Raw genomic sequence first — 25772 nt, forward strand, 5'->3', positions numbered from 1 at the left:
TCTGCCTCGTGGAAAGCAAAGCCTGTACGTCATGGGTGCGTCCCGCCCCAATTCCCTCAACGCAACAGCAAGGCCTTGCCATCAGTCCTCGGTGGAAGCACTTCGCCCACCTCGCGGGCCAGGTCTCCGCCGCTCTCCAGCATGCCCCGCACCGGCCCCAGCAAGTCCGGCGGCACGGCCAGCAGTAAACCGCCCGAAGTCTGGGCGTCAAAAGTCACGCTCTCAAGAGCCTCATCCACGCCCGGCTCCACCAGGGTGGAACAGGCCCAGTGCTTGCGGTTCAGATGGCTGCCCGCCGGAATCAGTCCGTCACGCGCGTATTCCAGCACACGGGGCAAAAGGGGCAGAGCCGCCGTATCCAGAGCCACGCAGGCATTTGAGGCCAGGGCCATTTCCAGGGCATGGCCGCCCAGGCCGAAACCGGTGATATCCGTGGCGGCGGGCAGATGGAACGCACGGATGACCGCGCCGCCCACCTTGTTCAGTCGTCCGCAGCAGCGGATCAGTTCGGCCTCGCTTTCCGCCGCGCCCTCCCAGCGGGCCTTGACCGCCGTGGCAAGAATGCCGGTGCCCAGCGCCTTGGTCAGCAGGAGGCGCTGTCCCGGCCTGAGTCCGTCGTTCACCGCAATATGCGCCGGATCGATAATGCCCGTCACGGCCAGACCATATTTCAATTCGTCGTCCTGCACGGTATGGCCGCCGGCCAGCACGGCCCCGGCCTCCAGCAGGGCGTCCTGGCCGCCGCGCAAAATGTTGGTCAGAGCTTGCTCGGGATCATCTTCCGCCAACCCTTGGGGAAAACAGGCCACGTTCATGGCGCACCAGGGTTCGCCCCCAAGAGCGTAGACATCGGACAAAGCATTGGCCGCCGCGATGCGGCCAAAGGCGAACGCGTCATTGACGATGGGCGCGAGGATGTCCACGGTCTGCACCAGGGCCTTGCCCGGCGGCACGGAGAGCACCACGGCGTCCTCGTTACGGGCGCGGCCAGCCAGCACCCTGACCTCCAATTCGGGCGGAGTTTCGGGCGCAAGACCGCGCAAAAGCCGCTCCAGGGCCCCTGGAGCCAACTTGGCCGCTCAGCCCGCGGCGCGGGCTTTTTCCAACAGCTTCATCTTCAAATTTCCGTTAGAACATTTCACAATGAACAATCAGGCACGTTCACTCCAACGATGCGACTTGTTCAAACTACGGGAAATTTTGCACGCTGCCAAGAAGGAGGCTGCAGTGCTGCTTTCCCGGTCCGCAAGCTTTCCTCCTGAACGGCACCCGCACGCCGCGCGACTACAGTCCAACCCATGGAAAACAGGCAAAAAGCCCTGCTCTGAAAGAGCATAAAAGGAACCCCCCGGCATAGCCGGGGGTTCTTCATATGCGCCTGTAAGGCTTTCTTACCAGCTGCGCCCTAGCAGGCGCTCTTGCGATCTGACATTTGCATTTCTGTTACTTGCGGCCCGTAAACGGGCTCCTTGGGTAGGGTAGGCTCAACTGATCGCCAAGTTTATCCGACTCCAGCTGATGCTTGATGTAATCCTGAATCTTGGCCTTATTCTTGCCCACTGTATCGACGTAATACCCACGGCACCAAAATTCTCGATTGCGGTATTTGAACTTCAAATCCCCAAATTGTTCATAGATCATGAGACTACTCTTACCCTTCAGATAGCCCATAAAACTCGACACACTCATTTTGGGGGGAATCTCAAGCAGCATGTGGATGTGGTCTGGGCAACATTCTGCCTCCACTATTTTTACATCCTTCCATTCGCACAACTTGCGCAGAATTTCGCCAATGGCGCGCTTCTTTTCACCATAGAACACCTGGCGGCGATATTTAGGCGCAAAAACAATGTGATATTTGCAGTTCCACCTTGTGTGGGCTAAACTTTTGGCGTCACCCATCGTGACCTCCTTTTGATTTGTTGACTCGCAGTTGCCAGACCGCGAGACTTTTTAACAAATCAAAAGGAGTTTTACTGACATGGGCAAAGCTGTAAGCTTTTTAGAACCCCCCGCCTAGCGGGGGGTTTTCTCCATACAAAAAAGGGGAGCCCGAAGACTCCCCTTTTGCAAAAGCTGCTTTGCTTGCGCCCTATTCGGCGGCGCCTGCTTCCTGCGCGGCCCCTTCTTCAGCCTTGGGCTTGCGGGTACGCTTGGGTTTGGCGGCCGCTTCACCGGCCGGAGCGGCGTCAGCGGCTTTGGCCGCCTTCTTGTCCTTGCCCGCCTTGGCGTCCGCAACCGGCTCGGCCGCACGGGACAACTCGATAATAGCCATGGGGGCATTATCGCCCTTACGCGGCATGGCCAGTTTGAGCACGCGGGTGTAGCCGCCCGGCACGCCGGCAAACAGCGGGCCGATTTCATCAAAAAGACGCTTGACCAAGGCGTGGTCGTTGAGCACCCGGTAGGCCAGACGGCGAGAGTGCAGATCGTTGCGCTTGGCCAGCGTGATCAGGGGTTCCACCACCCGGCGCAATTCCTTGGCCTTCATCTCCGTGGTGCGGATTTTGCCGTGGATCAGAAGCGCCTTAGCGAGATTGTGCAACAGGGCCTTACGGTGCGCGGGCGTGCGCGAGAGTTTCCTGCCGGAATTGCTATGCCTCATTTTGCTGCTTCCTTTTCCATTCCTGATATTTCTTGTCGAAGCCGTCGACCTTCATACCAAAGTCAAGGCCCATGTCCAGAAGAACACTTTTGATTTCGTCCAGCGACTTGCGTCCGAAATTCTTGGTTTTGAGCATCTCGCCTTCGGAGCGCTGCACCAGTTCGCCCACCAGAGCGATATTGGCACTACGCAGGCAGTTGGTGGCGCGCACGGAGAGCTCAAGATCGTCAATGCTCTTGAACAGATGCTCGTTCACCTCGCCGCCGTCACTGCTGCCCAGACGCATATCGCCGGAAACGCGCTCATCAAAATTGATAAAGACCGAAATCTGGTCCTTGATGATCTTGGCGCTGTAGGCAATGGCATCCTCTGGCGTGAGCGAGCCGTCGGTCCAGACTTCCAGCAGCAGGCGGTCATAGTTGGTCATCTGGCCCACGCGGGCCTGTTCGACCGTATACGCCACCTTGCGCACCGGGGAAAAACTGGAATCCAGCTTGATCAGACCGATTTCCTCGGACAGACCTTCGTGCATGTCGGCGGGCACATAGCCCTTGCCCATACGCGCTTCCAGCTCCATTTCCAGCACGACATCCTCGGTGAGGGTGGCGATGTGCAACTCAGGGTTGAGCACCTCCACATGCTGGTTAGTCTGGATCTGGGCGGCCGTCACCGGACCTTTCCGGTCCACGCGCAGGATCAGGCGCTGGGGCTCGTCCGTGTCCAGGCGCAGACGGACCTGCTTGAGATTCAGGATGACGTCGGTAACGTCCTCCAGCACGCCGTGGATGGTGGTAAACTCATGCTGCACGCCGGTGATTTTCACCGAGACAAAGGCCGCCCCTTGCAGGGAGGCCAGAAGGACGCGCCGCATGGCGTTGCCGATGGTGGTGCCGTAGCCCCGCTCCAAAGGCTCGCAAATAAACTTGCCGTGCGTGCCGCTGGCCGTCTCTTCCTCACGCAAAATCTGGTCGGGCTTCACGAGCTCCGACCAGTTGCGCGCATTGATAAGGCGTTCGCCTTGTTTAATAAGCATGCGCCCCCCGCTTATTTCGAGTAAAGTTCGACAATCAACTGCTCGTTGACGGGGAACTGAATATCATCGCGCTGCGGCAAGGCTTTCACGGTGCCCTTGAAAGCGGCACCGTCGGCTTCAAGCCAACCAGGGCAGCCGCGACGGGCGATCACTTCCTGGGCTTCGGCCAGAACAGGAATTTTACGATTCTTTTCGGGCACTTCCACAGAGTCTCCCACCTTCACCTGCAGGGAGGGAATGGTGACCTTGTGGCCGTTCAGGGTAAAGATGCCGTGACGCACCAGCTGGCGGGCCTGGTTGCGGGAGTTGGCAAACCCCAGACGGTACACCACGTTGTCCAGACGGCGTTCCAGGATGACCAGCAGATTCGTGCCGGTGACGCCCTTCTGCATTTCGGCTTTTTCAAAGTAGCCGTGGAACTGGCGCTCCAGCACGCCGTAAGCGCGGCGGGTCTTCTGCTTCTCCCGCAGCTGCACCGCGTATTCGCTGACCTTCTTCCGCGCGCGGCCGTGCTGGCCGGGGGCGTAGGGGCGGCGATCATAAGCGCACTTGTCGGTAAAGCAACGATCACCTTTCAGGAACAGCTTGCAGCCCTCGCGGCGGCAGATCCGGCATTTGGCTTCAGTATATTTGGCCATGAATGAGTCCTCTTCGTTTGTACGGCGCTGCCCCGGCAGCGCGAAACTAGACGCGGCGGCGCTTGGGCGGCCGGCAGCCGTTGTGCGGGATGGGCGTCACGTCACGGATGAAAGCCACCCGGAAGCCCACGGCGGCAATGGCGCGCATGGCGGCCTCACGACCGGAGCCGGGACCCTTCACATAGACGCCCACGGTACGCATGCCGTTGTCCTGCGCCTTGCGGGCGGCGGTTTCAGCGGCCACCTGGGCGGCGAAGGGCGTGGACTTGCGCGAGCCCTTGAAGCCGCTCTGGCCCGAAGAGGCCCAAGAGACAGCATTGCCGCGCGTATCCGTAAAGGTGATGATGGTATTATTGAACGAAGCCTGGATATGGGCAATGCCCACAGGCACGTTCTTCTTTTCCTTTTTCTTGACCGCTTTCTTGGGTCTGGCCATGACTATCCCTCAATCTGGCTAAAAAAACGAGTAAATGAGCGCGCCTACTTTTTCTTGCCCACAGCGCCGCGGCGCGGCCCCTTACGGGTGCGCGCGTTGGTGTGGGTGCGCTGGCCGTGCACGGGCAGACCGCGACGATGACGCAGCCCCCGGTAGCAGCCGATATCCATAAGCCGCTTGATATTGCTCGAAACTTCACGGCGCAGATCGCCTTCCACCTTGAAGTTCTGTTCGAGTTCCTTGCGGATCTCGTTCACTTCGTCAGCTGAGAGATCGTCAATGCTACGCTCCCAGTTGACGCCGGTGGAGTCAAGGATCTTCAGGGCCGTCGTGCGACCGATGCCGTAAATGTAGGTAAGCGCAATGTCCACCCGTTTGCCGCGCGGCAAATCAACACCTGCTATTCTCGCCACAATATGTCTCCTGCCCTAGCCCTGGCGCTGCTTGTGCCGGGGGTTTTCGCAGATAACTCGAAGCACTCCCTTGCGCCGGATCACTTTGCACTTGGGGCATATTTTCTTGACGGAAGGTCTGACTTTCATCGCATATCTCCACTGATAGCCGTTTGGCCGTTGTGACGGCCCGTCCTGACGGCCCCGGCTATTTCGGGGCAGGAACAGGCATCTTTATCTATCTTTGCCTATTCTGTCAACCATCAATTGTGTGCCGGTTCAGACCGCGATCCGAAATACTCAGGATTCTCGGCCCTTCCGGGGTGATCGCCACGCTGTGCTCAAAATGAGCGGCCCATTGGCCGTCACGGGTCACAGCGGTCCATTTGTCATCCAGGATGTCCACTTCATAGGTACCGGCAGTGACCATGGGCTCAATGGCAATGACCATGCCGTTCTGCAGGGTCAGCCCATGCATGCCGGGCCTGAAGTTGGGCACCTCCGGCTTTTCGTGCATCTTCGCGCCCACGCCGTGGCCCACGAAGCGACGCACCACATTGAAACCGGCGGCTTCCACATAGTCCTGCACGGCGGCGCCGATATCATAGACGTCATTGCCTGCCCGCGCTTTCTCAATGCCCACATAGAGACTTTCCTCGGTCACCCGCATCAGCCTGCGGGCCTCGTCGCTCACCTGCCCCACCGGGTAGGTACGGGCGGCGTCGCCCACGAAACCTTCGAAGACCACTCCCATGTCGATGCTGACGATGTCCCCCTCCTGTAGCAGCCGCGCGGAGGGAAAGCCGTGCACCACCTGCTCGTTGACCGAGCAGCAGACGGCAAAGGGATAGCCGCAGTAACCGAGAAAAGCCGGTTTCACCTTGTAGTCGGCGCACATGTCGCGCGCCAGTTCTTCCAGGCGCATGGTGGGAAGGCCGGGCGCCACCATATCGCCCACGGCGTCAAGAATATTGGCGACCATGCGGTTGGCTTCACGCAGACAACCCACTTCCCGCTCATTTTTAATGAATGCGCCGTGATATTTTTTCATGCTCCACGCCCCGCGCTATGCTTTTCCGCCCTTGCGCGCTTTCTGCATCAAGCCTTGGTACTGGCTTGAAATCATGTGCGATTCAACCTGATTCATGAAGTCCATGGCCACGCCCACCAGAATCAGCAGGCTGGTGCCGCCGAAGTAGAACGGCACGTTGAAGTTGCTGATCAGCAACATGGGCAGCAGGCAAACGAGGGAAATATACACCGCGCCCGAAAGCGTCAGCCGCGAAAGCACGGTATCAATGTATTCCTGCGTCTTTTCGCCCGGACGGATGCCCGGAATGAAGCCGCCGGCCTTCTTCAGATTTTCGGACATATCCTTGGGATCAAAGATGATGGCCGTGTAGAAATAGCAGAAGAAGAACATCAGGGCCACGTAAATGATATTGTACAGAATGCCGTGGGGCGAAAAGAGCTCCGCCGCCCGCTTCACATACTCGTTGGTCGAAAACTGGCCGATGGTGGCCGGGAAGAGCAACAACGAGGAGGCGAAAATGGGCGGAATGACGCCCGCCGTGTTCAGGCGCAGAGGCAGATGCGAATTCTGCCCGCCGAACATCTTCCGGCCCACCTGACGCTTGGCGTAACTGATGGGGATTCGCCGCTGAGCCCGCTCCACAAAGACGATGCAGACCGTCACGGCGGCCATGAACACCACAATGACCACGGCCATGAAGATGCTCATGTCACCGGCCTGAATCAGGGCCACGGACTGAATGATGCCGCGCGGAATACCCACGACGATGCCGCAGAAGATGATCAGCGAAATGCCGTTGCCGATGCCCCGCTCGGTGATCTGCTCACCCAGCCACATGACCAGCACCGAACCCGCGGTAAAGGTCATCATTGTCACCAGCCGGAAATGCCAGCCCGGATTGAGCACAATGGGCGAACCGGCGGGACTGGTCATATTTTCCAGGCCCACGGCGATGCCCAAGCCCTGCACCAGTGTGATCAGCACCGTGAGGTAACGGGTATACTGGGTGATTTTGCGACGGCCCGCCTGCCCTTCTTCCTTTGCCATGCGCTTGATGTCCGGGCTGACCACCTGCAAAAGCTGCATGATGATGGACGCCGAAATATACGGCATGACGCCCAGCGCAAAGACGGAAACGTTACGCAGGCCACCGCCCGAGAACATGTCGAAGAGGCTGAACAGGGTGCCGGACATGCTTTCAAAGAAAGAAGCCAGGGCCGCGGCGTCCACGCCGGGCACCGGCACATGCACGCCGATCCGGTAGCAGCACAAAATCAGGAAGGTCCAGCCCAGGCGTTTGGCCAGGGCGGGCTGGCCCGCCATATTGTTTGCCGATCCTACTGCCATGAAAGACTCGTTGCGTTTGCGCGCCCGAGGGCGCCGTATGCGCGTAAGCGTCATAGCCCGCCGCGCGCGGCGGGCTATGACGCCGCAATATTCCGTTCCGGCCGCTCGAGCGGCCGGGGATTATTCGGCTGCGGGAACTGCTTCCAGCTCGCTGACTTCACCACCGGCCTGGCGGATCTTCTCCGCCGCGGCCTGGCTGAACTTGTGGGCTTCCACCTTGAGGGCGGATTTCACTTCACCGCGCGAAAGAATTTTCACCGGCGCGCCCAACCGGGCGAGACCCCGGGCGTAAATGTCATCCAAGGTAATGCTGCCCTTGCCCTCAAAGGCCTGGGTCAGCACATCCAGGTTGATCACGTCGTACGTCACTTTGAAGGGCGCGTTCTTGAAGCCGTGTTTAGGCAGACGACGCTGCAGAGGCATCTGGCCGCCTTCAAAGCCGGGGCGCACGCCGCCGCCGGCACGGGCATTCTGGCCTTTGTGACCCTTGCCCGACGTGCCGCCCAAGCCGGAACCACCGCCCCGGCCCACCCGGCGGCGGGTCTTGCGCTCTTCCGGAAAGGGAAAGAGATTGTGCAGTTGCATACTATACTCCTCGCGCGGCCGTTAGTCCACGACGGCCACAAGGTGCGAAACTTTGGCAATGATGCCCCGAATGGCCGGGGTGTCCTTGAACGTCTTGACCGTCTCGCGACGCTTGAGGCCAAGGGAGTCCAGCATTTTGCGCTGGGCCGGCGTGGTGCCGATGCGCGAGCGCACGAGTTTGACCTTGATTTCCGTCATGGCTACTTCCTCGGAGCTTCCAGCTTCTTGCCGCGCAGGACCGACACATCCTCGGCGCTACGCAGGGAAACAAGACCCTGTATGGTGGCGCGAAGCACGTTATGCGGATTATTGGTGCCGATGGCCTTGGCCAGCACGTCGCGCACTCCCACGGCCTCCATCACGGCGCGCACGGCGCCGCCGGCGATGATGCCGGTACCCTCGGAGGCGGGTTTGAGCATGACGCGGCCCGCGCCGAAGCGGCCCAGCACCTCATAGGGCAGGGTCCCTTCGACCAAGGGCACATGCACGCGGTTTTTGCGCGCGCGCTCCGTAGCCTTGCGCAGAGCCTCAGGCACTTCCTGGGCCTTGCCCAGACCAAAGCCCACGCCGCCCTTGCCGTCGCCCACCACCACAAGGGCGCTGAAGCTGAAACGGCGACCGCCCTTGACCACTTTGGCCACACGGTTGAGGGAGACGATCTTTTCGATTTCGCCCAGCTCGTTCTGCTGGGTTTCGCTATTGTTCGAGTTATCCTGACGCATATTAGAACTCCAGACCGCCTTCGCGGGCGCCGTCGGCTACAGCCTTGACGCGACCGTGATAAATATACCCGTTGCGATCGAATACCACCTTGCTGATATTCTTTTCCTTGGCCAAGCGGGCAATTTCCTTGCCCACGCGTTCGGCGCCGCTCTTGTTGCAGTGCAGGCCGGATTCGGTTTTGGAAAGGCTAAGGGTGGAGGCGGACACCAGAGTCGCGCCTTCCAGATCGTTCACGATCTGGGCGTAAATATGCAGGTTGGACCTGTAGACCACGAGACGCGGACGTTCAGCCGTGCCGTTGACCTTTTTGCGGATGCGGATCTTGCGGCGCTGACGGGATTCATTCTTGCTATAATTCATGACGCAGCCCCTACTTCTTGCCGCCGGACTTGCCCACCTTGCGGCGGATGGTCTCGGTCACGTACTTGATGCCCTTGCCCTTGTACGGCTCGGGCTTGCGGATACGGCGGATCCTGGCGGCCATTTCGCCCACCAGTTCCTTGTCCACGCCGCTGATGGTCAACACCTGGCCTTCCACGGCGGCCTTGATACCGGCGGGCAGTTCCAGCACCACGGGGTGGGAAAAGCCCACGGCCAGTTCAATGATGTTGCCTTTCACGGCCACGCGATAGCCCACGCCGATGACTTCCAGGGCCTTGGAAAAGCCCTTGGTCACGCCGTCGATGCAGTTGGCCAGCAGCGTGCGGCGCAGGCCGTGCTGCGAACGGCTTTCACGGGTTTCTTCGAGGCGGGTCAATGTCACATGCCCGTCGGCCAGCTCATACTTGAGCAGAGAGCAGAGAGGCGTGCTCAGCGAGCCCTTGGGGCCTTTCACTTCCACAACATCCGTTCCGATCTTGACTTCGACGCCATTGGGAACGGGAATGGGCAGTTTACCTATGCGAGACATAACGCACCGCCTACCAGATTTCACACAGAAGTTCGCCGCCCACCTTCTTCTCGTGGGCGGTCATGCCGTCCAGCACGCCGCTGGACGTGGACAGAATGCAAATGCCGAGGCCGTTCTGCACCTTGGGGATCTGACGCGAATTCACGTACACCCGGCGGCCCGGAGTGCTCACGCGCTTCAGGCCCGAAATGACGGGCTTGCCCTTCAGGTACTTGAGAGTGATGGTGATGGTACTGTCGGCCACGGCCACGTCTTCGACGTAACCTTCCTGCTTGAGGATGGCGGCTAACGATTCCTTCATCTTCGAGCGCGGCACATTCACTTCCTTGTGCAGGGCCAAATGTGCGTTGCGGATACGGGTCAGCATATCCGCAATGGGATCTGTCAACATCGAAAGCTCCTGAGAGTTTTGAGCGCGGGGTTAACGGCCCGATGCCGCCACTTCCCACAGGCGCGGTGTTCTCCGCGCCGCCCGGACGCTCCCGCGTCCGGCAATGCTTTTACCAGCTCGACTTGCGCACGCCGGGCAACTCGCCGCGCAGGGCCATGTTGCGGAAGCAGATACGGCAGATGCCGAACTGGCGCAAAAAGGCGCGGGAACGACCGCACAGCGGGCAACGATTGTAGGCGCGCGCACTGAACTTGGGCTTACGTTTGGCCTTCACTTCCAGCGAAGTACGGGACATACGGCAGACTCCTATTTACGGAACGGCATGCCCAACTGGTCCAGAAGGAACTTGCCTTCCTTGTCCGTGGCCGCCGAAGTAACAATGGTGATGTTCATGCCCTTGGGATTTTCCACACGGTCGATTTCCAGCTCGGGAAAGATGGTGTGTTCCTTGATGCCCAAGGTGAAGTTGCCGCGCCCGTCAAAGCCGCGATCCGGAATGCCGCGGAAGTCGCGCACCCGGGGCAGGGCAAAGTTCATGAGCTTGTCCAGGAAGTCCCACATGCGGTCCTTGCGCAGGGTGACGCGAGCGCCGATGGGCATGCCTTCGCGCAGCTTGAAAGCGGCAATGGATTTCTTGGCGCGGGTCACCACAGCTTTCTGGCCGGCAATGGCGGTCAGTTCCGCCACGGCCTCCTCCATGATCTTGTTGTTCTGGGTGGCGGCGCCAAGGCCGATGTTCAGAGAGATTTTTTCAATCCCGGGCAGCTGCATAGAGGAGGTATAATTGAACTCCTTCTGCAACACCGGAACCACTTTCTCTCTATATATCTTTTCAAGGCGTGTCATCGTATCACCTTATTCCATGACTTCGTTGCACTTTTTGCAGAAGCGCACTTTCTTTTGCTTGCCTTCGGACTCGATGTACTTGTAGCCCACCTTGGTGGCTTTGCCGCACGCCGAGCAGACCACCATGACGTTGGAGACATGGATGGGCATTTCCTTTTCCACGATGCCGCCGGGCTGCTGGGCATAGGGATTGGGGCGCATGTGGCGTTTGGCCATATTGGTCTTTTCCACCAACACGCGATCCTTTTTGCGCAGGATCTTGAGCACCTTGCCGATCTTGCCCGCGTCCTTGCCGGTGATCACCATCACCTTGTCGTCCTTGCGGATGCGATACGTTTTCATGACGATCTCCTAGAGCACTTCCGGGGCAAGGGAAATAATTTTCATGAAGTTCTGGGCGCGCAGCTCACGGGCCACGGGGCCGAAGATACGCGTGCCCACCGGCTCGCCCTGGTTGGAGAGCAGCACGGCGGCGTTGCCGTCGAACTTGATGTAGCTGCCGTCCATGCGCCGCACTTCCTTGGCGGTGCGCACGATAACGGCCTTCATCACGTCGCCCTTCTTCACCTTGCTGTGGGGCATGGCTTCCTTGACGGAAACCATGATGATGTCGCCCACCGAGGCGTAACGGCGGTGCGAACCGCCCAGCACCTTGATGCAGGCCACCTTTTTGGCGCCGGAATTGTCGGCCACCTGAAGCGTTGATTCTACCTGGATCATGGCACTACCCTACACGGCTTTTTCAATGATGGAGACCAGATGCCAGCGCTTGTTGCGCGACATGGGACGGAACTCCACGATTTTGACCTTGTCGCCCATACCGCATTCGTTCATGGGATCATGAGCCGTGAACTTCTTGCGGCGCCTCACATACTTTTTGAGCAGAGGGTGCTTGACCAGGGTCTCAACGCGCACGACAATGGTTTTGTCGTTCTTGTCGCTCACCACAATGCCGGTCAGCGTTCTGCCCTTGCGTTCTTCCAGAGCTTGCATTTTCAGGCCCTCTGTTCCTTTTCGTTCAACACGGTCTCAATGCGCGCCACCTGCTTCCGCATGGCTTTCAGCTCGGAAGTCTTTTCAAGCTGCGCCGCGGCGTGCTTGAAGCGGGCGTTCATCAGTTCCTGCCGCTGCTCGGTCAGCTTGCCGCGCAGTTCTTCCGCGCTCATATCGCGCAGCTTGTCGGCGGCATCCCGGACAGCCTTGTCACTTTTTTTCTTGGCAGCCATTAGAAGCCCTCCCTCACCACGATGACAGTCTTGACAGGCAGCTTGTGCGCCGCGCGGGTCAAGGCTTCGCGGGCCAGTTCCAGGCTGACGCCCTTGATTTCATACAGCACGCGGCCGGGTTTGACCGGCGCGCACCAGCCCACCGGCGCGCCCTTACCGGAACCCTGACGGGTTTCCAGAGGCTTGGAGGTGACCGGACGGTCCGGAAAAACGCGAATCCAGACTTTGCCGCCGCGCTTGATGTGACGCATCATGGCGATACGGGCGGCCTCAATCTGCTGGCTGGACAGATGTCCGTGCTGCACGGCCTTCAGGCCGATGTCGCCGAAGGCAATGGAGGCGCCGCGCGTAGCCAGCCCGCGCAAACGGCCTTTCTGCCACTTGCGGAATTTAACTTTTTTGGGCGCAAGCATTATTGTTCAACCTCTTTGTCAAGGATTTCACCCTTGTAGATCCACACCTTGACACCAATGATGCCATAGGTGGTACGCGCTTCGGCAAAGCCGAAGTCAATGTCGGCGCGCAGGGTCTGCAAGGGCACGCGACCGTCGCGATACCATTCGGTACGGGCGATTTCAGCTCCGGCCAGACGACCGGCGCACGTCACCTTGATGCCTTCGCCGCCGAACTTGCGGGCCATGGACACGGTACGCTTCATGGCGCGCCGGAAGGCCACGCGGCGCTCCAGCTGCTGGGCGATATTCTCGGCCACGAGCTGGGCGTCCACTTCGGGACGGCGGATTTCATTCACTTCCAGGGAGAATTCGCGCCCGAACTTCTGGCGCAGGTCTCCACGCAGCTTTTCAATTTCCACGCCCTTGCGCCCGATGACGATGCCGGGGCGGGCCGTGGAAAGAATCAGGCGCACTTTGCCGCCAGCGCGTTCGATCTCGATCTTGGACAACCCCGCATGATAGAGGAGCTTTTTGACGAACGCGCGGATCTTGCTGTCTTCGTAGACAAAGGCAGGATATTCCTTCTTGCTGAACCAGCGGGACTGCCAGTTCTTGTTATACCCAAGCCGGAAGCCGAACGGATGTACTTTCTGACCCATAGCCTATTCCTGCCCTTCTGCGAGTATGACGGTGATGTGGCTGGTGCGCTTGTGAATCTTGCTGGCCCGGCCCTGAGCGCGGGGCATGAAGCGCTTCCACGAAGGGCCTTCGTTGACCACGATTTCCTTCACCACCATGGCATCCACATCCACGCCGCCCAGCTGCGAGGCATTGGCCAACGCGCTTTTGAGCACGCCGAAGAGCACGCCCGCGGGCTTGTTGGGGGTGAAGCGCAGAAGATTCATGGCTTCCTCAACCCCAAGGCCCTGCACGTTTTTAGCCACAAGCCGGGTCTTGCGCGGCGAAACGCGCTGGAATTTCGCAATAGCTTTCGATTCCATAGTTCTACCCTACTTCTTGCCGGCCTTGGCCTTTTTATCGGCAGCGTGCCCGTGGAAGGTACGGGTGGGCGAAAATTCGCCCAACTTGTGGCCCACCATGTTTTCGGTGACAAACACCGGCACGAACTTCTTGCCATTGTGCACCGCGAAGGTCAGTCCCACCATTTCCGGCAGGATGGTCGAGCGGCGCGACCAGGTCTTGAGCACGCGACGGTCGCTGTTGGCCACCGCGCTGTCGACCTTGTTCATCAAATGGCCGTCCACGAACGGCCCTTTTTTCAATGATCTCGGCATGAGCTACTCCTACTTCTGGCCGCGGCGTTTGATGATCAGCCGGGAAGAGGCCTTCTTCTTGTCACGGGTCTTGTAACCCTTGGCGGGCATGCCCCACGGCGACACAGGATGGCGGCCGCCGGAGCTTCTGCCTTCACCGCCGCCCAACGGGTGGTCGATGGGGTTCATGGCCACGCCGCGCACCTGGGGCCGACGGCCCAGCCAGCGGTTACGGCCGGCTTTGCCCAGCGAGATGTTTTCGTGGTGGATGTTGCCCACCTGCCCCACGGTGGCCACGCAGGAGGCCAGTACCTTGCGCACTTCGCCCGAGGGCAGGCGCAGCAGGGCGTATTTGCCTTCCTTGGCCACAAGCTGGGCGTAGGTGCCTGCGGCACGGCAGAGCTGGCCGCCCTTGCCGGGGTAGAGCTCCACATTATGGATCACGGTACCCACGGGAATACGGGCCATTTCCAGCGCGTTGCCGGGCTTGATATCGGCCGTTGCGCCGCTGCGGGTGCTGACGCCGCTCATGACCACGTCGCCCTGGTTCAGGCCCACGGGCGCGAGGATATAGCGCTTTTCGCCGTCCGCATAGTGCAGCAGCGCAATGCGGGCGGTGCGGTTGGGATCGTATTCAATCTGCGCCACAGTGGCTTCAATGCCGGTCTTGTCCCGCTTGAAGTCGATGAGGCGGTACAGGCGTTTGACGCCGCCGCCGCGACGGCGACTGGTGACGCGGCCACGGTTGTTGCGGCCGGCCTTCTTGGGCAGACCTTCGGTGAGCGACTTCTCAGGGCGCGTCCGGGTGATTTCCTCAAAGTCGGAAACCGTCTGGAAGCGACGCCCCGCGGAGGTCGGTTTCAGCTTGCGGACAGCCATGATTACACTCCCTCGAAGAACTCGATTTTATCGCCCTGGCGCAGCGTCACATACGCTTTCTTCCAGCCGGGCTTGCGGCCCACAACGCGGCCCTGGCGCTCCCTCACGGAAGGCGCGCGGCGCACTACGTTGACCGCTTCCACTTTCACATCAAAAGCCTTTTCCACAGCCTGCCTGATCTCAAGTTTGTTGGCCTTGGGATGGACATAAAAAGCCACCTGTTGCGCCTCATCCTTGAGCAGCGTCGTCTTTTCCGTCAACAGGGGCTTGAGCAGAACGTACGTCGTTTCCATCTTAAGCCCCCTTCTTGGCAAAACGCGCCTGCACAGACTCCACGGCCCCTTCCAGAAGCACAAGCTGCTTGTGCTTGAGCACGTCCAGCACGCTCAAGCGATCGGGCGTGGTCAGGGTCAGGCCGGGGATGTTGCGGGCCGAGCGGCTCAGAGCCTCATTGTCCTCGGGCGTCACGATGAGCGCCTTTCCGAGGCCGAGAGCACCGGCCACCTTGGCAAAATGCTTGGTCTTGGCTTCGGGCAGTTCAATGCCCTTGACCACCAGCAGGCTTTCACCGGCCAGACGGCTCGACAAAGCCATCTTGAGAGCCAGGGCGCGCACTTTGCTGTTGACCTTGAAGCCGTAGTCGCGCGGGCTGGGTCCGAAGATGATGGCGCCGCCGCGCCAGATAGGCGAACGGTTGGAGCCGGAGCGAGCCCGGCCGGTGCCCTTCTGCTTCCAAGGCTTGGCGCCGCCGCCGGAGACGAACGCGCGGGTCTTGGCATTGTGCGTGCCGGCGCGTTTGGCCGCCATCTGGGCGCGCACCACGAGGTTGAGGATTTCAGGCCTAACCTCGATTTCGAACACGTCGGAAGCCAGCGTCATTTCGCCGCTTTCCTGCTTGTTCTGGTCGTATACTTTCACGGTAGCCATGTTGCTTCCCCTACTGCTTGCGGATCAGCACCAGCCCGTTCTTGGGGCCGGGCACGGAACCTTTGACCAGAATGACGTTGTCCTCGGGACGCACGCCGACGATCAGAAGGCCCATTTCCGTCACGGTTTCATTGCCCCAATGGCCCGCCATCTTACGTCCTTTGAAGACGTGGCCGGGGAAGGTGTTGTTACCTACCGAACCATTGTTGCGGTGCACCTTTTCGCAGCCGTGCGTATCCTTGGAGCCGGCGAAGTTCCAGCGGCGCATACGGCCCTGGTAGCCCTTGCCCATGCTCTTGCCGGTCACCTTGACCACATCGCCGGCGGCGAAGATGTCCACGGTGAGCTGCTGGCCGGGCTGCTGCTCGGGCGCGCCCGAAAGCCGGATTTCACGCGTGTGGCGGAAAAGCCCGGTGCCGGCCTTGGCGAAGTGGCCGCGCATAGCTTTGTCCACATGCTTTTCCTTGGCTTCGGTCAGCGCGATCTGCAGGGCGTTGTAGCCGTCCTTTTCCACGGTTTTGACCTGGGTGACGGGGCAGGGCCCGGCCTCAATGACCGTCACGGCCACGGCGGCGCCGTCACCGGCGAAGATGCGGGTCATGCCAAGTTTGCGACCCAAAATTCCCATTTTCTCAGCCATGACTGCCTCTCGCTAGAGCTTGATTTCCACGTCCACACCGGCGGGCAAGGAGAGCTTGCCCAGCGCGTCGACGGTCTGCTGCGTGGGTTCCAGAATATCCATAAGCCGCTTGTGAATGCGCATTTCAAACTGCTCACGGGACTTCTTGTCCACGTGCACGGAGCGCTGAATGGTGTACTTATGGATGTTGGTGGGCAGGGGAATGGGCCCCGCCACACCGGCACCGGTATTGCGCGCCGTATCCACGATTTCCGCAACGGCTTTATCCAGAATGCGGTAATCGTAGGCTTTGAGCTTGATCCGAATGCGATCGCTGCTAACAGTTGTCATTGTGCCTACTCCGTTTGCAAAAACATCCCGCGCGGCCGACACGGCCCCGGCGGGCTCCTTCACAGCATACGCGGGCCATGAAGCACGGCCCGAAGGCCACCACACCCTGGCGACGGACGGAACAAGGCTACGTAAGGGGCTGCGCGAGTCGCGCGCATCACACCTGAAATCAGGAGTTCGGAAGATGATGGACGCCTGGGCGCTCCGGCATCATCCGTGTGATGCTCCCCGGCGCAGCCCAGGCCTGGCCGCCGATGAAAACGGCGGCGCGGCGGTCCCGCAGGGTCACCAAATGGGGTTTACCCCCAATACCTTACAGCCCCGGGTCACTCCGGCCTCTCGGCCTCGGTGGGGTCCGTCCTCGGGCTGGAACGGCTCGACATTGTCCGGCATTTGGTAACGCCTGCGAATGTCAAAGCCCGTGGCGGCGATGGAACCATGATGGCATCCGAACCGCTTCCGGGCGCAGCAGGACAGGCTCAACCTGCCCTTCCCTGCCGTCCAGGGAATGCTTCCACAGGAAAACCCGTTGAAGCGACGTCTTGTTTAGCCAAAACCCGGCCTGACGTCAAGGCTTTTCCATAAAAAAATTCAATCGGCCGCAAGGCCGCCGCCCCTGCTCCGGCGCGCCGCGCGGGCCGGGCCATCTGCTTGACAAAGCGGGTCGCCCGGGCCTACATGCTCTCGATAAACTATGCCGTGTGCTTGCGTCCCCGCGCCTTTTCCGCGCCCGGCCTTCATCCTACCTACGAAATGCGGTAGCTCAGACGTGTTACGCAGCGCCAGGCCGGAGCGAAAAGTTATACTTTCCGGCCTGTTCGGCATGCCTTTTCAGACAACCAGCGGTCGTTTTGTCCGCGACAGCAGGAGCCATCCATGCCTATTGATCCGGCCCTCAAGGCCAAACAAAATCTATATGAAGATACTGTCATCCACTATATGAACAAGGAAGACGGCCACGTCATCGTACTCAGCGACGACCAGGCTTTCTCCACCCAACTGCGCCTGACACTGGCCAAGGAGCTGGGACTCTCCTCCCCCAACATGCTCACGGCCCTGTCCGATCCGCATCAGTTGCTGCGCGTGCTGCGCGAAGTGACCCCCAAGCACCCGGCCCCGATGCTGTTTCTGGAGCGGATCATGGGCGGCCAGGATCTCAGTTTTCTGGTCAACCAGATCAAGCAGGCCTACAGCAAGCTGCGGATCATCATCCTGACCACAGACGTGCAACGCGACCGGCTCATGCTTTTGCACGAAGTGGGCGCGGACAACTTCATCGCCAAACCGGTGTCCGTGAATACGCTGATCGAAAAAATGGCCTTCACCCTCAAGCCGCAAAGCAAACTCGGCCAGGCCATTGATCTGGCCAAGTCTTTTCTGGCCCACCAGAAATACGCCGAGGCTCTGGCCGCCTGCCAGAAGATCCTGACGCTCAAGCCCGGCAGCGCCGCGGCCTACCTGGTTATCGGTGATACCCAGCGCGCCATGAAGGATTATGAAAAAGCGCGCGTGGCCTATGAAACGGCGGCCAAATCCGCCGACCTCTACCTTGCGCCGCTGCAACGGATGGCCGAAATGTATGAGGAACTGGGCGACCAGCAATCCCAGTTGCGCTGTCTGCAAAAGCTCGACGCCATCTCGCCGCTCAACGTCAACCGCAAGGTGAGCCTTGGGGAAATCCACCTGGCCATGGGCGAGCCGGAAAAGGCCGAGGAGCTCTTCGACAAGGCCATGGCCCAGATCACCAAGGAGGCCATGGACGGCATCAGCGCCCTTTCAGGCCGCATCGCCTCCATCTATGCCGACCGCGACCCGGCCAAGGCCGAAAAATTTCTGCGCAACAGCCTGGAGGTCAAGGGCAAATATCTCTCCAAGGGCGACATCATGCTCTTCAACCAGTTGGGCATCAGCCTGCGCAAGCAGGGCCGCTGGAAGGACGCCATCACCGAATACAAACGGGCCATCAAGATCGCGCCCGAAGATGAAAATCTCTATTATAATGTCGGCATGGCCTTCGCTGAAGGCGGCGACTTTTTGCAGGCCAAGGCCAATTTGCTGAAAGCCGTGGACCTCAATCCGGACATCCCCGGCGCCAGCCCCAACATCGCCTATAATTTCGGGGCGGTCTTCCTTCAGTCCAAGGACCGCGAGCGGGCGTCCCAGTTCTTCAAACTGGCCCTGCAGCTGCGCCCCGATTTCCCGGCCGCCCAGGACGGCCTGAAACGGGCGGGGGGTAATAGAGACGCGCCATGTCTTCAGAACACCGCGACGACACCCTGGGCGACGAGAGCCTGGCCGAATCCATCATCGTCAATGAGACGGATTCGTTCATTTACATCAGCGATCCTCAGACGCATGATGTGCTCTATGTCAATAACTTCGGCAAAAGGCTGCTGAACCTGCGTGACGTCAGGGGGCACAAGTGCTACCGCCTCTTTCATGGCAGGGAAACACCTTGTGAATTTTGCACCAACCATCTGCTCAGCAGCGAAAAATTTTACATCTGGGAGCATTTTAACGAGCTCATCGGCCGAAGCTATCTGCTCAAAGACAAACTCATTGCATGGAAGGGGCGCCAAGCGCGTCTGGAAATAGCCGTGGATATCACGATAAAAGAGGACACCGGCCGCTCCGTCAAGGACAAGCTGGAAATGCAGCACGCCCTGGTGGAATGTCTGCGCATCTTTTATGCGGGCACAACCTTCGACGGAGCCATCAACGCCATTCTGTGCAAACTGGGGCAGATGCATCAGGCCGACCGGGCCTATGTCTTCGAATACTTCACCAACGATCTGGGACAAACCCTGGTCAGCAACACCTATGAGTGGTGCGCCGCCGGCGTCGAGCCTCAGATGGACAAACTGCAGAATCTGCCTGTGGATATTCTTGAGAGCTGGCGCAGGCTGTTCGGCTCCGAGCAAAGCATCGTCATCCGGGATTTGGAAGATATCAGGGAAAACCATCCGGAGCCATATGATTTTCTGAAGCCGCAGCAGATCACCAGTCTGATGGCTTCGCTGCTTATGGTGGACGGCATGGCCACCGGTTTTATCGGCGTGGACAATCCCCGGCACATGGGGGATGACCTTTCCCTGCTCTGGTCCCTGGCCTACTTTGTAGCCATGGAGCAGAAAAAACGGCGGATGGAAAGCGATATTCTGTACCTGAGCTGGCACGACGATCTTACCGGACTGGGCAACCGGCACAGCTACATGCGCCTGCTGCACGAACTGGACACTCCGGACAACGCCGAACTCGGCGTGGCTTTTGTGGATCTCAACGGCCTGAAAGCCCTCAACGACAGCGAGGGGCACATGGCCGGGGACGCCTTCCTTAAATGCATGGGTGAGGTGTTCACCCGGCACTTCAGAAAAGACGAGGTTTTCCGCATCGGCGGCGACGAATTCGTCATCATCTGCCGGGGCATTCCCGCGTCTCTCTTCAAGAAGAGACTCCAGGCCATGCGCGCCGAGGCCGAGAATCTGTACCCGGCGGCCCTGGCTCTGGGCAGCGTCTGGAAAAAAAACGGGACCAGCCCTTCCGAGATGGCCCGCCTTGCGGACAAACGCATGTACGCGGACAAGCGCCGTCATTACTGCGACCGCAACCGGACCGGTCAGCCCGTCCGCGTCTGCCGGTCAGCGCCGGCCGGCATCATGCAGAAAGCGCTTTAACGCCTCCGCCGTCTCCGTTTTGCGCAGCCGGGTATAACAGCGGCCGATTTCCTCATAAATCCAGGTCCGGAGCGCCGCGTCCTCCCGGGCCGCGAACAGGGCCGCGCCCAGCAATTCCAGTCCTTTTTCCGTCTCATCCCGCAGAAAATGCAGATTGGCTCCCAGCATCAGGGTCAGTGGCGTGGCCTGATAGCGGCGCAACCGCGCGTAGCGCCGGAAGGCCCGCTCCATGTCGCCGGATTGCCCCAGGGTCGCAATGGCCGCGATCTCCTCCTCAGGGCTAGCCCCGCAATCCCGCGTGACCACGGCAGCGAGTTCTTCAGGCGGCATGCGGCCGAACGCCTTCTGCACGGGCAGAAAAGGCGCAATGGCCATATCAGGCGTACCGGTCCGACTGCTCTGACGGTAAAAATCCTCCAGGGTCCAGCCGTCGCTCCCGCGTACGGCGGTAGCCAGGCCGCGTTGGATTTTTTCCTCAAAATCCTGCTGTGATTTATAAAAATAATGATTGATGCGGATTTTTTCCGCCACGGGATAGGAAGAGGCTCCCAGTACGGGCACGCGGTCCTCGTTGACGCAGAAGCGTCCCTCCGCATAGGCGAAGTGATGCGGCGACAGGGGCTTGAGCGCCCATTGGGGCTGCACCAGGCTTTTTATGTGATGATGCAGGCAAAGGCCGTCGGTGTAGCTGCGCGTCACGCCCGCCGACGGCCTGCGCAAATGGCCGCCGGAGCCGAAGACCATCCAGTGCGCCGCCAGACCGGCCCAGGCCTCATAGTCTTCCAGCAGATCCCGCACGTCGCGGCGGCCCAGAGGCAGCACGAATTCATCAATATCAATAAAAGCCAGCCAACGGCTGCGTGTTTTCCACTGGCGCAGACAATGGTAGTAGGCCGACAACTGCGGGGCCTCGCGCCGGGGAAAGTCAACGACCGTCAGCAGACCGGCGTCGGCCAGATCCGCCAGCGTCCGCGCCGCGGGCACGGCGCTGCCGTTGTCGTAGAGCACAATATGCTCGAAGCCCACGGCAAAATGGTGCAGCGCCCACTCGCGCAGATGGGGCGTCTCATCCTTGGCGATGGCGCAGACGCAGGCGTAGTACACAGACGGCCCTCCGGTTCGGTTAATTTCCGGCGGCGGGCTCACCCAGCAGGGCGCGGGCGTAATCCGCGCCGTTGAAGGGGCGCAGATCCTCCATTTTTTCACCCAGACCCACAAAGGTGATGGGCAGATGATGCTGCATGGCCACGGCAATAGCCACGCCGCCCTTGGCCGTGCCGTCCAGTTTGGTCAGGATCAGCTCGTCCACACCGGCGGCCTCCTTAAAAAGCTTGGTCTGGGAAAGGGCATTCTGGCCGGTGGTGGCGTCCAGCACCAGAATGCTGCGGTGCGGCGCGCCGGGATGCTTCTTGCCCAGCACCTGGCGGATCTTGGTCAGCTCTTCCATCAGGTTGACCTTGGTCTGCAAGCGCCCGGCGGTATCCACAAAGAGCACGTCCACACCTTCCCGCACGGCCCGCTCCACAGCCTCAAAGGCCACGGAGGCCGGGTCCGAGCCCGCCGGACGGGCATGGAACAGAGCGCCCACCCGCTCGGCCCAGACCTGCAACTGCTCAATGGCCGCCGCGCGGAACGTGTCCCCGGCCGCGATCATCACCTTCTTGCCCTGCATGCGCGCGCGATGGGCCAGCTTGGCGATGGTGGTGGTCTTGCCCACGCCGTTGACCCCGATCATCAGCACCACTTCGGGCGGATTCACGGCCGAAATGCGGCGCGGCGCGTGGAAGATCTCCTCCAGTTCGGCCAGCAGCAGTTCACGGGCCTGTTCGGCGCGGGTGGCTTTTTCCCTCCGGGCGCGCTCCTTGAGACGCTCCACCAGTTCCAGCGAAGGCTCGTAACCCAGGTCGGCCATGATGAAGAGCTCTTCCAGCTCTTCCCAGAACTGCTCGTCCAGTTCGCCGTGGCCGGCGAAAAGCGTGTCCAGGCGACGCGCGAACTGTTCGCGGGTGCGCGAGAGCCCTTCGCTGATCTTCAGAAAAAGACGGCTGCGCTCATCTTCCTCATCCTCCAGGTCCAGGGCCAGGGCCAGGCGGTATTGCAGTTCCGAGCGGAATTCCTCCACATAGCGGTATTCCATGCGCTCAAGCCAGTCCTGAAAATCGTGCACAAAGGCCTGAACCTCATCCTGCGGCGCGTCCAGGGAGCGCAGCAGAAATGCCAGGCGCTGCCAGAGCAGGTCGCCGACGCCGTCCACATCCTCCAGGATGATGCCCAGCCAGATTGAAAGCCGGGGTTCGGCCTCGCGCAGGCGCAGGGTCAGGGCCTCGTCTTCCCCGGAGATGCCGGAAGCCGGAGCGGGCGCCCCCGCAACCCCCTTTTCCTCAAACGGAGTGGGGGCGGGTTCCGGAACAACTTCCGGGGCCGGGCTCACAGGCGCCGCAGCTTCCTGGGGCAGTGCGGCCCCGCCCCCAGGCTCACGCGCGGGCGCTGTTTCGGGCTCATGCCGCGCTTCAGCCCCAATTTCGGAAGATTGCGACTCGTCCGCGGCATCGGAAGGCTGCGGCGCATTTTCATCCTGGCGCGATCCGCCGAAGATTTTTTTGACGGCTGAAAAAAAGCCCATGACACACTCCTTGCTTGTGGAAGCCCCGCGCAAAAAGTTACCCAGCGCTTCCCTTATTTCTCTCCACCCAACGCCGCCAGCACATCCTCCAGGGCGCGCATGCACTCTTCCACGGCCAGCGCGGCGGTTTCACACTGCGGGTCATTGAGGGCCGCCTGCATGGCCCGTGCCGCCTCGGCCAGGCGGGTCGCGCCCAGACAGGGGGCCGCCAGTTCGAGCATGCGCCCCAGATGACAGAGCCCCGCCGTTTCGCCGTCCGCGTACAGGCGGCTCAGGAGTTCGGGCGCGCGGGCAAAACACTGGCGGAACAGCCCGGCGGTAATCTGCCAGGCGTCGGCATGCTTGCGCTGGAAACTCCGGCCCAGCGCCGGATTGACCGGCGCAAAACAAGACACGGGCGCGCCGTGGGCCTGTGGAGTCCGGCCCTCCCGCCCGTCCGGAGCGTTATCGCCCTCGGCCGTGGAAACGCTCAGACCCAGCACGATTTTTTCCGGCGCGGACGCATCAGGTCCGGGCAGGGCCGCATCCGTTTTCCGGGCCAGCAGGCGGCGCAGGCGGGCCAGATCCCCCCAGTGCCAGAGCAGCAAAAGCAGCACTCCGGTCCAGAACAGGGCCGCCAGGGCAAACCGCCAGACTTCGCGCCGGGCCGTCAGGGCCTGCTCCTCCGCGCTCAAACGCGGCGAGAGATATACTTCCACCGAGCCGACGGTCCGGCCTTCCATCTTGAGCGGATTCATGCCCTGTACGGTGTTTTCCGCGATTTCATCGTCCCAGGGCACGGGCTCCCACTGATAATTGCGACGCTGGCCTTCCAGCATGCCCCGCTTGGTCTGGACCTTGACCGCGTAAATGCTGTCGTCCTCCATGGCGGCCATGACGATGGTGCGGGCCGTCAGCTCGTCCAGCTCCCAGGCGGGCAAAGAAAGCAAGGCCGCCAGTTGCGCGGCCGTGCGCCCGGCCTCGCTGATGAGCCGGTTTTCCGCATCCCGGCGGCTGCTGTTCAGATTCCAGAGGCCGAGCAGCAGAAAAAGCAGAAGTCCCGCCGCCCAGGCGGCCAAAGCCAGCCAGCGGCGCGTGCCGTGTGTAATGTAGGGCATATATTTCGTGTGCGCAAAGCCGGCGGCCTTACGCCCTCCTTCTCATTTTGCGCGCAGCTCGCGCAGGCGGCCCGCCAGAGCGGCCAGATCCTCATTGCCCAAGACGGCCAGACAGAGCAGCCATCCCGCCAGCCCGGCGGCAATAGCCAGGGCCAGTGCGCTCCACTGCCCGCCCCACCAGCAACCGGCCGTCCGCGCGGCCGATGCCGCCCAAACGGCCAGGGCAGCGGCAGTTCCGGCGGCCAGAGCCGCCGCCGCCTGCTGCGCCAGCACCCGCCGAGGCACTGCCGGAGCGGCCTGCCCGCAACGTCGCAAGGCCAGGCGCAGCCCGCGCCAGAGCAGGCAGGTCTGGAGCCAGAGTCCCAAGCTCACGGCCAAGGCCGGGGCCATGGACGACCAAAGCGCGGGAAGACTATGGCCCAGCACGGTCCCGGCCGCAAGTGTCGCCGCCACGGCCCAGCCCGCGCTGACGGCGGTGCGCCGCGTTTCGGCCAGAGCGTTGCAGCCCGCCAGCAAACTGCGGTTGAGCGCAAAAGCGGGCAGGCCCGGCAGATAGGCCCAGAGCGCCAGCCCGGTTTCATACGCGGCCCGGTCGTCAAAAGCTCCGTGCCGCAGCAGGGCGTCCACCAGGTCCGGACCCACGGCCCAGAGACCGGCGGCGGCGGGCAGGCTGAACAGCAGGGTCCAGCGCAGGGCCGTGCCCAGTTGCCCGGCAAAGGCCGAAAAATTCCGTTCCGCCGCAAGGCGGCTCAAGGTGGGCAGGCTGGCCATGCCCAGACAGACGCCCACCAGGCCCAGCGGCAGTTCCAGCAGGCGCTCGGCGTAATACAGCGCCGCCACCTGCCCCTGGCCCAGGCCCGACGCCAGGCTCATGGCCGCCAGCATGGCCAACTGCGGCGCGGCGGCCCCCAGCAGGCCGGCGGGCAGCTGCGCCAGGCAGCGCCAGGCAACCCGGCCCGGATTTTCACGCGTCGCTTGCGCCCGGATGTCGTAATCCGGACGGCCAGGCCAATCAGGACGATCAGGCCGATCTGGGCGCACCGGCTCCGGCAACGCCTTGTCCGGCAGCAGGCGGCGCAGGGCCAGCCACTGCGCCAGCCATTGGACCAGCCCGCCGCAGAACATGCCCAGAGCCAGGGTGGACGCGGGCGGCCAGCCGCCAAGGGCTGCGGCGGCCGTAAACAGCAACATGGTCAGGTTGAACAGCGCGGGCGACAGGGCGGGCAGCCAGAAAATCCCCATGCTGTGCAGCAGAGCCATGCCCAAGGCGGCCATACCCGCCGTAAGCAGGTAGGGCAGGCAGATCCGCAGCAGATCCGTCACCCGCGCCGCTTCCGGGCCGGAAAAGCCGGGAGCCAGCGCCGAGGCCAGCCAGGGCGCCGACAGCAGGCCAGCCAGGGTCAACACGACCAGCACCAGGCCCAGGCGCACGGCCAGAGCCGACGCCAGGGGACGCAAGGCATGCGCCCGCCCCCGCTCCTCCGCCGCATCGCCCGCCGGGCCGTGGGAACGGCGCACCAGACCGGCGGTAAGGGTCATGGACAAGGAGCCTTCACCCAGCAGGCGGCGCAGCACATGGGGCAGACGCATGGCCGCCACCAGGGCGTCCGCCGCCGCCCCGCCGCCCAGCAGCCAGGCCATGCCCATATCCCTGGCCAGGCCCAGCAGACGCGAACCGAGGGTAAAGCCGCCCAACAGGGCCGCCGTGCGCAGCATCCCGCCCGAAGCGGCCCGCGCGGGTTGAGGACAGGCGCGATCCGGCATGCTC

General features: G+C 61.5%; 37 protein-coding genes. 2 read left to right on the forward strand and 35 right to left on the reverse strand.

Annotated elements, in window-relative coordinates; translation table 11 throughout:
- Positions 1-56 precede the first annotated feature (56 nt).
- From selD to rpsJ, 31 genes are all read right to left on the reverse strand, one after another.
- Positions 57-1115: a selenide, water dikinase SelD gene (selD, locus tag AXF13_RS09935; RefSeq protein WP_083522063.1), complete on the reverse strand. Its 1059-nt coding sequence runs from the start codon at positions 1113-1115 to the stop codon at positions 57-59.
- 328 nt (positions 1116-1443) lie between these two features.
- Positions 1444-1902: an IS200/IS605 family transposase gene (tnpA, locus tag AXF13_RS09940; RefSeq protein WP_062251401.1), complete on the reverse strand. Its 459-nt coding sequence runs from the start codon at positions 1900-1902 to the stop codon at positions 1444-1446.
- A 190-nt stretch (positions 1903-2092) separates the two neighbouring features.
- On the reverse strand, positions 2093-2605 hold the full coding sequence (rplQ, locus tag AXF13_RS09945) for a 50S ribosomal protein L17 (RefSeq protein ID WP_062252996.1): 513 nt from the start codon (positions 2603-2605) through the stop codon (positions 2093-2095).
- Complete coding sequence (locus AXF13_RS09950; protein ID WP_008685803.1) at positions 2595-3638, reverse strand: DNA-directed RNA polymerase subunit alpha; 1044 nt, start codon at positions 3636-3638, stop codon at positions 2595-2597. Before AXF13_RS09950 ends, rplQ begins: the two co-directional genes overlap by 11 nt.
- Positions 3639-3649: 11 nt before the next feature.
- The gene (rpsD, locus tag AXF13_RS09955) at positions 3650-4276 is read right to left on the reverse strand and encodes a 30S ribosomal protein S4 (RefSeq protein WP_008685804.1); all 627 of its coding nucleotides are present in this window, start codon (positions 4274-4276) and stop codon (positions 3650-3652) included.
- A 46-nt stretch (positions 4277-4322) separates the two neighbouring features.
- Positions 4323-4712 carry a 30S ribosomal protein S11 gene (gene rpsK / locus AXF13_RS09960; RefSeq protein ID WP_008685806.1) on the reverse strand — a complete coding sequence of 130 codons (390 nt, stop codon included), beginning with the start codon at positions 4710-4712 and terminating at the stop codon, positions 4323-4325.
- A gap of 44 nt (positions 4713-4756) precedes the next feature.
- On the reverse strand, positions 4757-5125 hold the full coding sequence (gene rpsM / locus AXF13_RS09965; RefSeq protein ID WP_008685808.1) for a 30S ribosomal protein S13: 369 nt from the start codon (positions 5123-5125) through the stop codon (positions 4757-4759).
- Between the two features lie 15 nt (positions 5126-5140).
- Positions 5141-5254: a 50S ribosomal protein L36 gene (rpmJ, locus tag AXF13_RS16105; RefSeq protein WP_005027799.1), complete on the reverse strand. Its 114-nt coding sequence runs from the start codon at positions 5252-5254 to the stop codon at positions 5141-5143.
- Positions 5255-5360: 106 nt separating this feature from the next.
- Positions 5361-6155, reverse strand: a complete 795-nt coding sequence (gene map / locus AXF13_RS09970; RefSeq protein ID WP_008685822.1) for a type I methionyl aminopeptidase — start codon at positions 6153-6155, stop codon at positions 5361-5363.
- Positions 6156-6170: 15 nt separating this feature from the next.
- A complete protein-coding gene (gene secY / locus AXF13_RS09975; RefSeq protein WP_008685823.1) occupies positions 6171-7484 on the reverse strand; it encodes a preprotein translocase subunit SecY in 1314 nt (437 codons plus the stop codon).
- A gap of 120 nt (positions 7485-7604) precedes the next feature.
- Positions 7605-8069, reverse strand: a complete 465-nt coding sequence (rplO, locus tag AXF13_RS09980) for a 50S ribosomal protein L15 (protein WP_008685824.1) — start codon at positions 8067-8069, stop codon at positions 7605-7607.
- 21 nt (positions 8070-8090) lie between these two features.
- Entirely contained in the window at positions 8091-8267 is a 177-nt protein-coding gene (gene rpmD, locus AXF13_RS09985; RefSeq protein WP_009301986.1) for a 50S ribosomal protein L30, read from the reverse strand.
- Positions 8268-8269: 2 nt separating this feature from the next.
- Positions 8270-8791: a 30S ribosomal protein S5 gene (rpsE, locus tag AXF13_RS09990; protein WP_008685826.1), complete on the reverse strand. Its 522-nt coding sequence runs from the start codon at positions 8789-8791 to the stop codon at positions 8270-8272.
- 1 nt (position 8792) lies between these two features.
- A complete protein-coding gene (rplR, locus tag AXF13_RS09995; protein WP_008685827.1) occupies positions 8793-9152 on the reverse strand; it encodes a 50S ribosomal protein L18 in 360 nt (119 codons plus the stop codon).
- Between the two features lie 10 nt (positions 9153-9162).
- The gene (rplF, locus tag AXF13_RS10000; protein WP_008685828.1) at positions 9163-9702 is read right to left on the reverse strand and encodes a 50S ribosomal protein L6; all 540 of its coding nucleotides are present in this window, start codon (positions 9700-9702) and stop codon (positions 9163-9165) included.
- Positions 9703-9712: 10 nt separating this feature from the next.
- The gene (gene rpsH / locus AXF13_RS10005; RefSeq protein WP_008685829.1) at positions 9713-10093 is read right to left on the reverse strand and encodes a 30S ribosomal protein S8; all 381 of its coding nucleotides are present in this window, start codon (positions 10091-10093) and stop codon (positions 9713-9715) included.
- Positions 10094-10202: 109 nt separating this feature from the next.
- Positions 10203-10388: a type Z 30S ribosomal protein S14 gene (locus AXF13_RS10010; RefSeq protein ID WP_008685830.1), complete on the reverse strand. Its 186-nt coding sequence runs from the start codon at positions 10386-10388 to the stop codon at positions 10203-10205.
- Between the two features lie 11 nt (positions 10389-10399).
- Positions 10400-10939, reverse strand: a complete 540-nt coding sequence (gene rplE / locus AXF13_RS10015; protein WP_008685831.1) for a 50S ribosomal protein L5 — start codon at positions 10937-10939, stop codon at positions 10400-10402.
- Between the two features lie 9 nt (positions 10940-10948).
- Entirely contained in the window at positions 10949-11281 is a 333-nt protein-coding gene (gene rplX / locus AXF13_RS10020) for a 50S ribosomal protein L24 (RefSeq protein WP_008685832.1), read from the reverse strand.
- Between the two features lie 9 nt (positions 11282-11290).
- Positions 11291-11659, reverse strand: a complete 369-nt coding sequence (gene rplN, locus AXF13_RS10025) for a 50S ribosomal protein L14 (RefSeq protein WP_008685833.1) — start codon at positions 11657-11659, stop codon at positions 11291-11293.
- A gap of 9 nt (positions 11660-11668) precedes the next feature.
- The gene (rpsQ, locus tag AXF13_RS10030) at positions 11669-11932 is read right to left on the reverse strand and encodes a 30S ribosomal protein S17 (RefSeq protein ID WP_008685834.1); all 264 of its coding nucleotides are present in this window, start codon (positions 11930-11932) and stop codon (positions 11669-11671) included.
- 2 nt (positions 11933-11934) lie between these two features.
- Positions 11935-12165 carry a 50S ribosomal protein L29 gene (rpmC, locus tag AXF13_RS10035; protein ID WP_062252998.1) on the reverse strand — a complete coding sequence of 77 codons (231 nt, stop codon included), beginning with the start codon at positions 12163-12165 and terminating at the stop codon, positions 11935-11937.
- A complete protein-coding gene (rplP, locus tag AXF13_RS10040; protein ID WP_008685836.1) occupies positions 12165-12578 on the reverse strand; it encodes a 50S ribosomal protein L16 in 414 nt (137 codons plus the stop codon). Before rplP ends, rpmC begins: the two co-directional genes overlap by 1 nt.
- Positions 12578-13219, reverse strand: coding sequence for a 30S ribosomal protein S3 (gene rpsC, locus AXF13_RS10045; protein WP_008685837.1), 642 nt, complete (start codon positions 13217-13219; stop codon positions 12578-12580). Before rpsC ends, rplP begins: the two co-directional genes overlap by 1 nt.
- Positions 13220-13222: 3 nt before the next feature.
- Positions 13223-13561 (reverse strand): 50S ribosomal protein L22, encoded by a 339-nt coding sequence (gene rplV, locus AXF13_RS10050; protein WP_008685838.1) that lies wholly within the window; start codon positions 13559-13561, stop codon positions 13223-13225.
- Positions 13562-13570: 9 nt separating this feature from the next.
- Positions 13571-13855 carry a 30S ribosomal protein S19 gene (gene rpsS / locus AXF13_RS10055; protein ID WP_008685839.1) on the reverse strand — a complete coding sequence of 95 codons (285 nt, stop codon included), beginning with the start codon at positions 13853-13855 and terminating at the stop codon, positions 13571-13573.
- A 9-nt stretch (positions 13856-13864) separates the two neighbouring features.
- Positions 13865-14713 (reverse strand): 50S ribosomal protein L2, encoded by an 849-nt coding sequence (gene rplB, locus AXF13_RS10060; protein WP_062253000.1) that lies wholly within the window; start codon positions 14711-14713, stop codon positions 13865-13867.
- A 2-nt stretch (positions 14714-14715) separates the two neighbouring features.
- Positions 14716-15006 carry a 50S ribosomal protein L23 gene (gene rplW / locus AXF13_RS10065; RefSeq protein WP_062253002.1) on the reverse strand — a complete coding sequence of 97 codons (291 nt, stop codon included), beginning with the start codon at positions 15004-15006 and terminating at the stop codon, positions 14716-14718.
- Position 15007: 1 nt separating this feature from the next.
- Positions 15008-15640, reverse strand: coding sequence for a 50S ribosomal protein L4 (rplD, locus tag AXF13_RS10070; protein WP_062253003.1), 633 nt, complete (start codon positions 15638-15640; stop codon positions 15008-15010).
- Between the two features lie 10 nt (positions 15641-15650).
- Positions 15651-16280 (reverse strand): 50S ribosomal protein L3, encoded by a 630-nt coding sequence (rplC, locus tag AXF13_RS10075; protein WP_062253005.1) that lies wholly within the window; start codon positions 16278-16280, stop codon positions 15651-15653.
- A gap of 12 nt (positions 16281-16292) precedes the next feature.
- Positions 16293-16610: a 30S ribosomal protein S10 gene (gene rpsJ, locus AXF13_RS10080; protein ID WP_006008400.1), complete on the reverse strand. Its 318-nt coding sequence runs from the start codon at positions 16608-16610 to the stop codon at positions 16293-16295.
- Positions 16611-17486: 876 nt separating this feature from the next.
- Between rpsJ and AXF13_RS10085 the strand changes: the two genes are divergently transcribed.
- Both AXF13_RS10085 and AXF13_RS10090 read left to right on the forward strand, forming a co-directional pair.
- Entirely contained in the window at positions 17487-19007 is a 1521-nt protein-coding gene (locus AXF13_RS10085) for a response regulator (RefSeq protein ID WP_223299902.1), read from the forward strand.
- On the forward strand, positions 18917-20284 hold the full coding sequence (locus tag AXF13_RS10090) for a sensor domain-containing diguanylate cyclase (protein ID WP_223300014.1): 1368 nt from the start codon (positions 18917-18919) through the stop codon (positions 20282-20284). The genes AXF13_RS10085 and AXF13_RS10090 overlap by 91 nt, the downstream gene beginning before the upstream one ends.
- On the opposite strand, the gene AXF13_RS10095 is transcribed toward AXF13_RS10090, so the two are convergent.
- From AXF13_RS10095 to AXF13_RS10110, 4 genes are read right to left on the reverse strand one after another with little or no spacing between them, the layout of a single operon-like run.
- Positions 20249-21388, reverse strand: a complete 1140-nt coding sequence (locus AXF13_RS10095) for a glycosyltransferase family 2 protein (RefSeq protein ID WP_062253008.1) — start codon at positions 21386-21388, stop codon at positions 20249-20251. The genes AXF13_RS10090 and AXF13_RS10095 overlap by 36 nt on opposite strands.
- 19 nt (positions 21389-21407) lie before the next feature.
- Positions 21408-22907, reverse strand: coding sequence for a signal recognition particle-docking protein FtsY (gene ftsY, locus AXF13_RS10100; RefSeq protein ID WP_062253010.1), 1500 nt, complete (start codon positions 22905-22907; stop codon positions 21408-21410).
- Positions 22908-22960: 53 nt separating this feature from the next.
- Entirely contained in the window at positions 22961-24004 is a 1044-nt protein-coding gene (locus AXF13_RS10105; RefSeq protein ID WP_062253011.1) for a hypothetical protein, read from the reverse strand.
- Positions 24005-24046: 42 nt separating this feature from the next.
- Complete coding sequence (locus tag AXF13_RS10110; protein WP_062253013.1) at positions 24047-25768, reverse strand: lipid II flippase MurJ; 1722 nt, start codon at positions 25766-25768, stop codon at positions 24047-24049.
- Between the last annotated feature and the right edge of the window lie 4 nt (positions 25769-25772).

This window comes from Desulfovibrio fairfieldensis, assembly GCF_001553605.1.
Classification (GTDB): Bacteria; Desulfobacterota; Desulfovibrionia; order Desulfovibrionales; family Desulfovibrionaceae; genus Desulfovibrio; species Desulfovibrio fairfieldensis.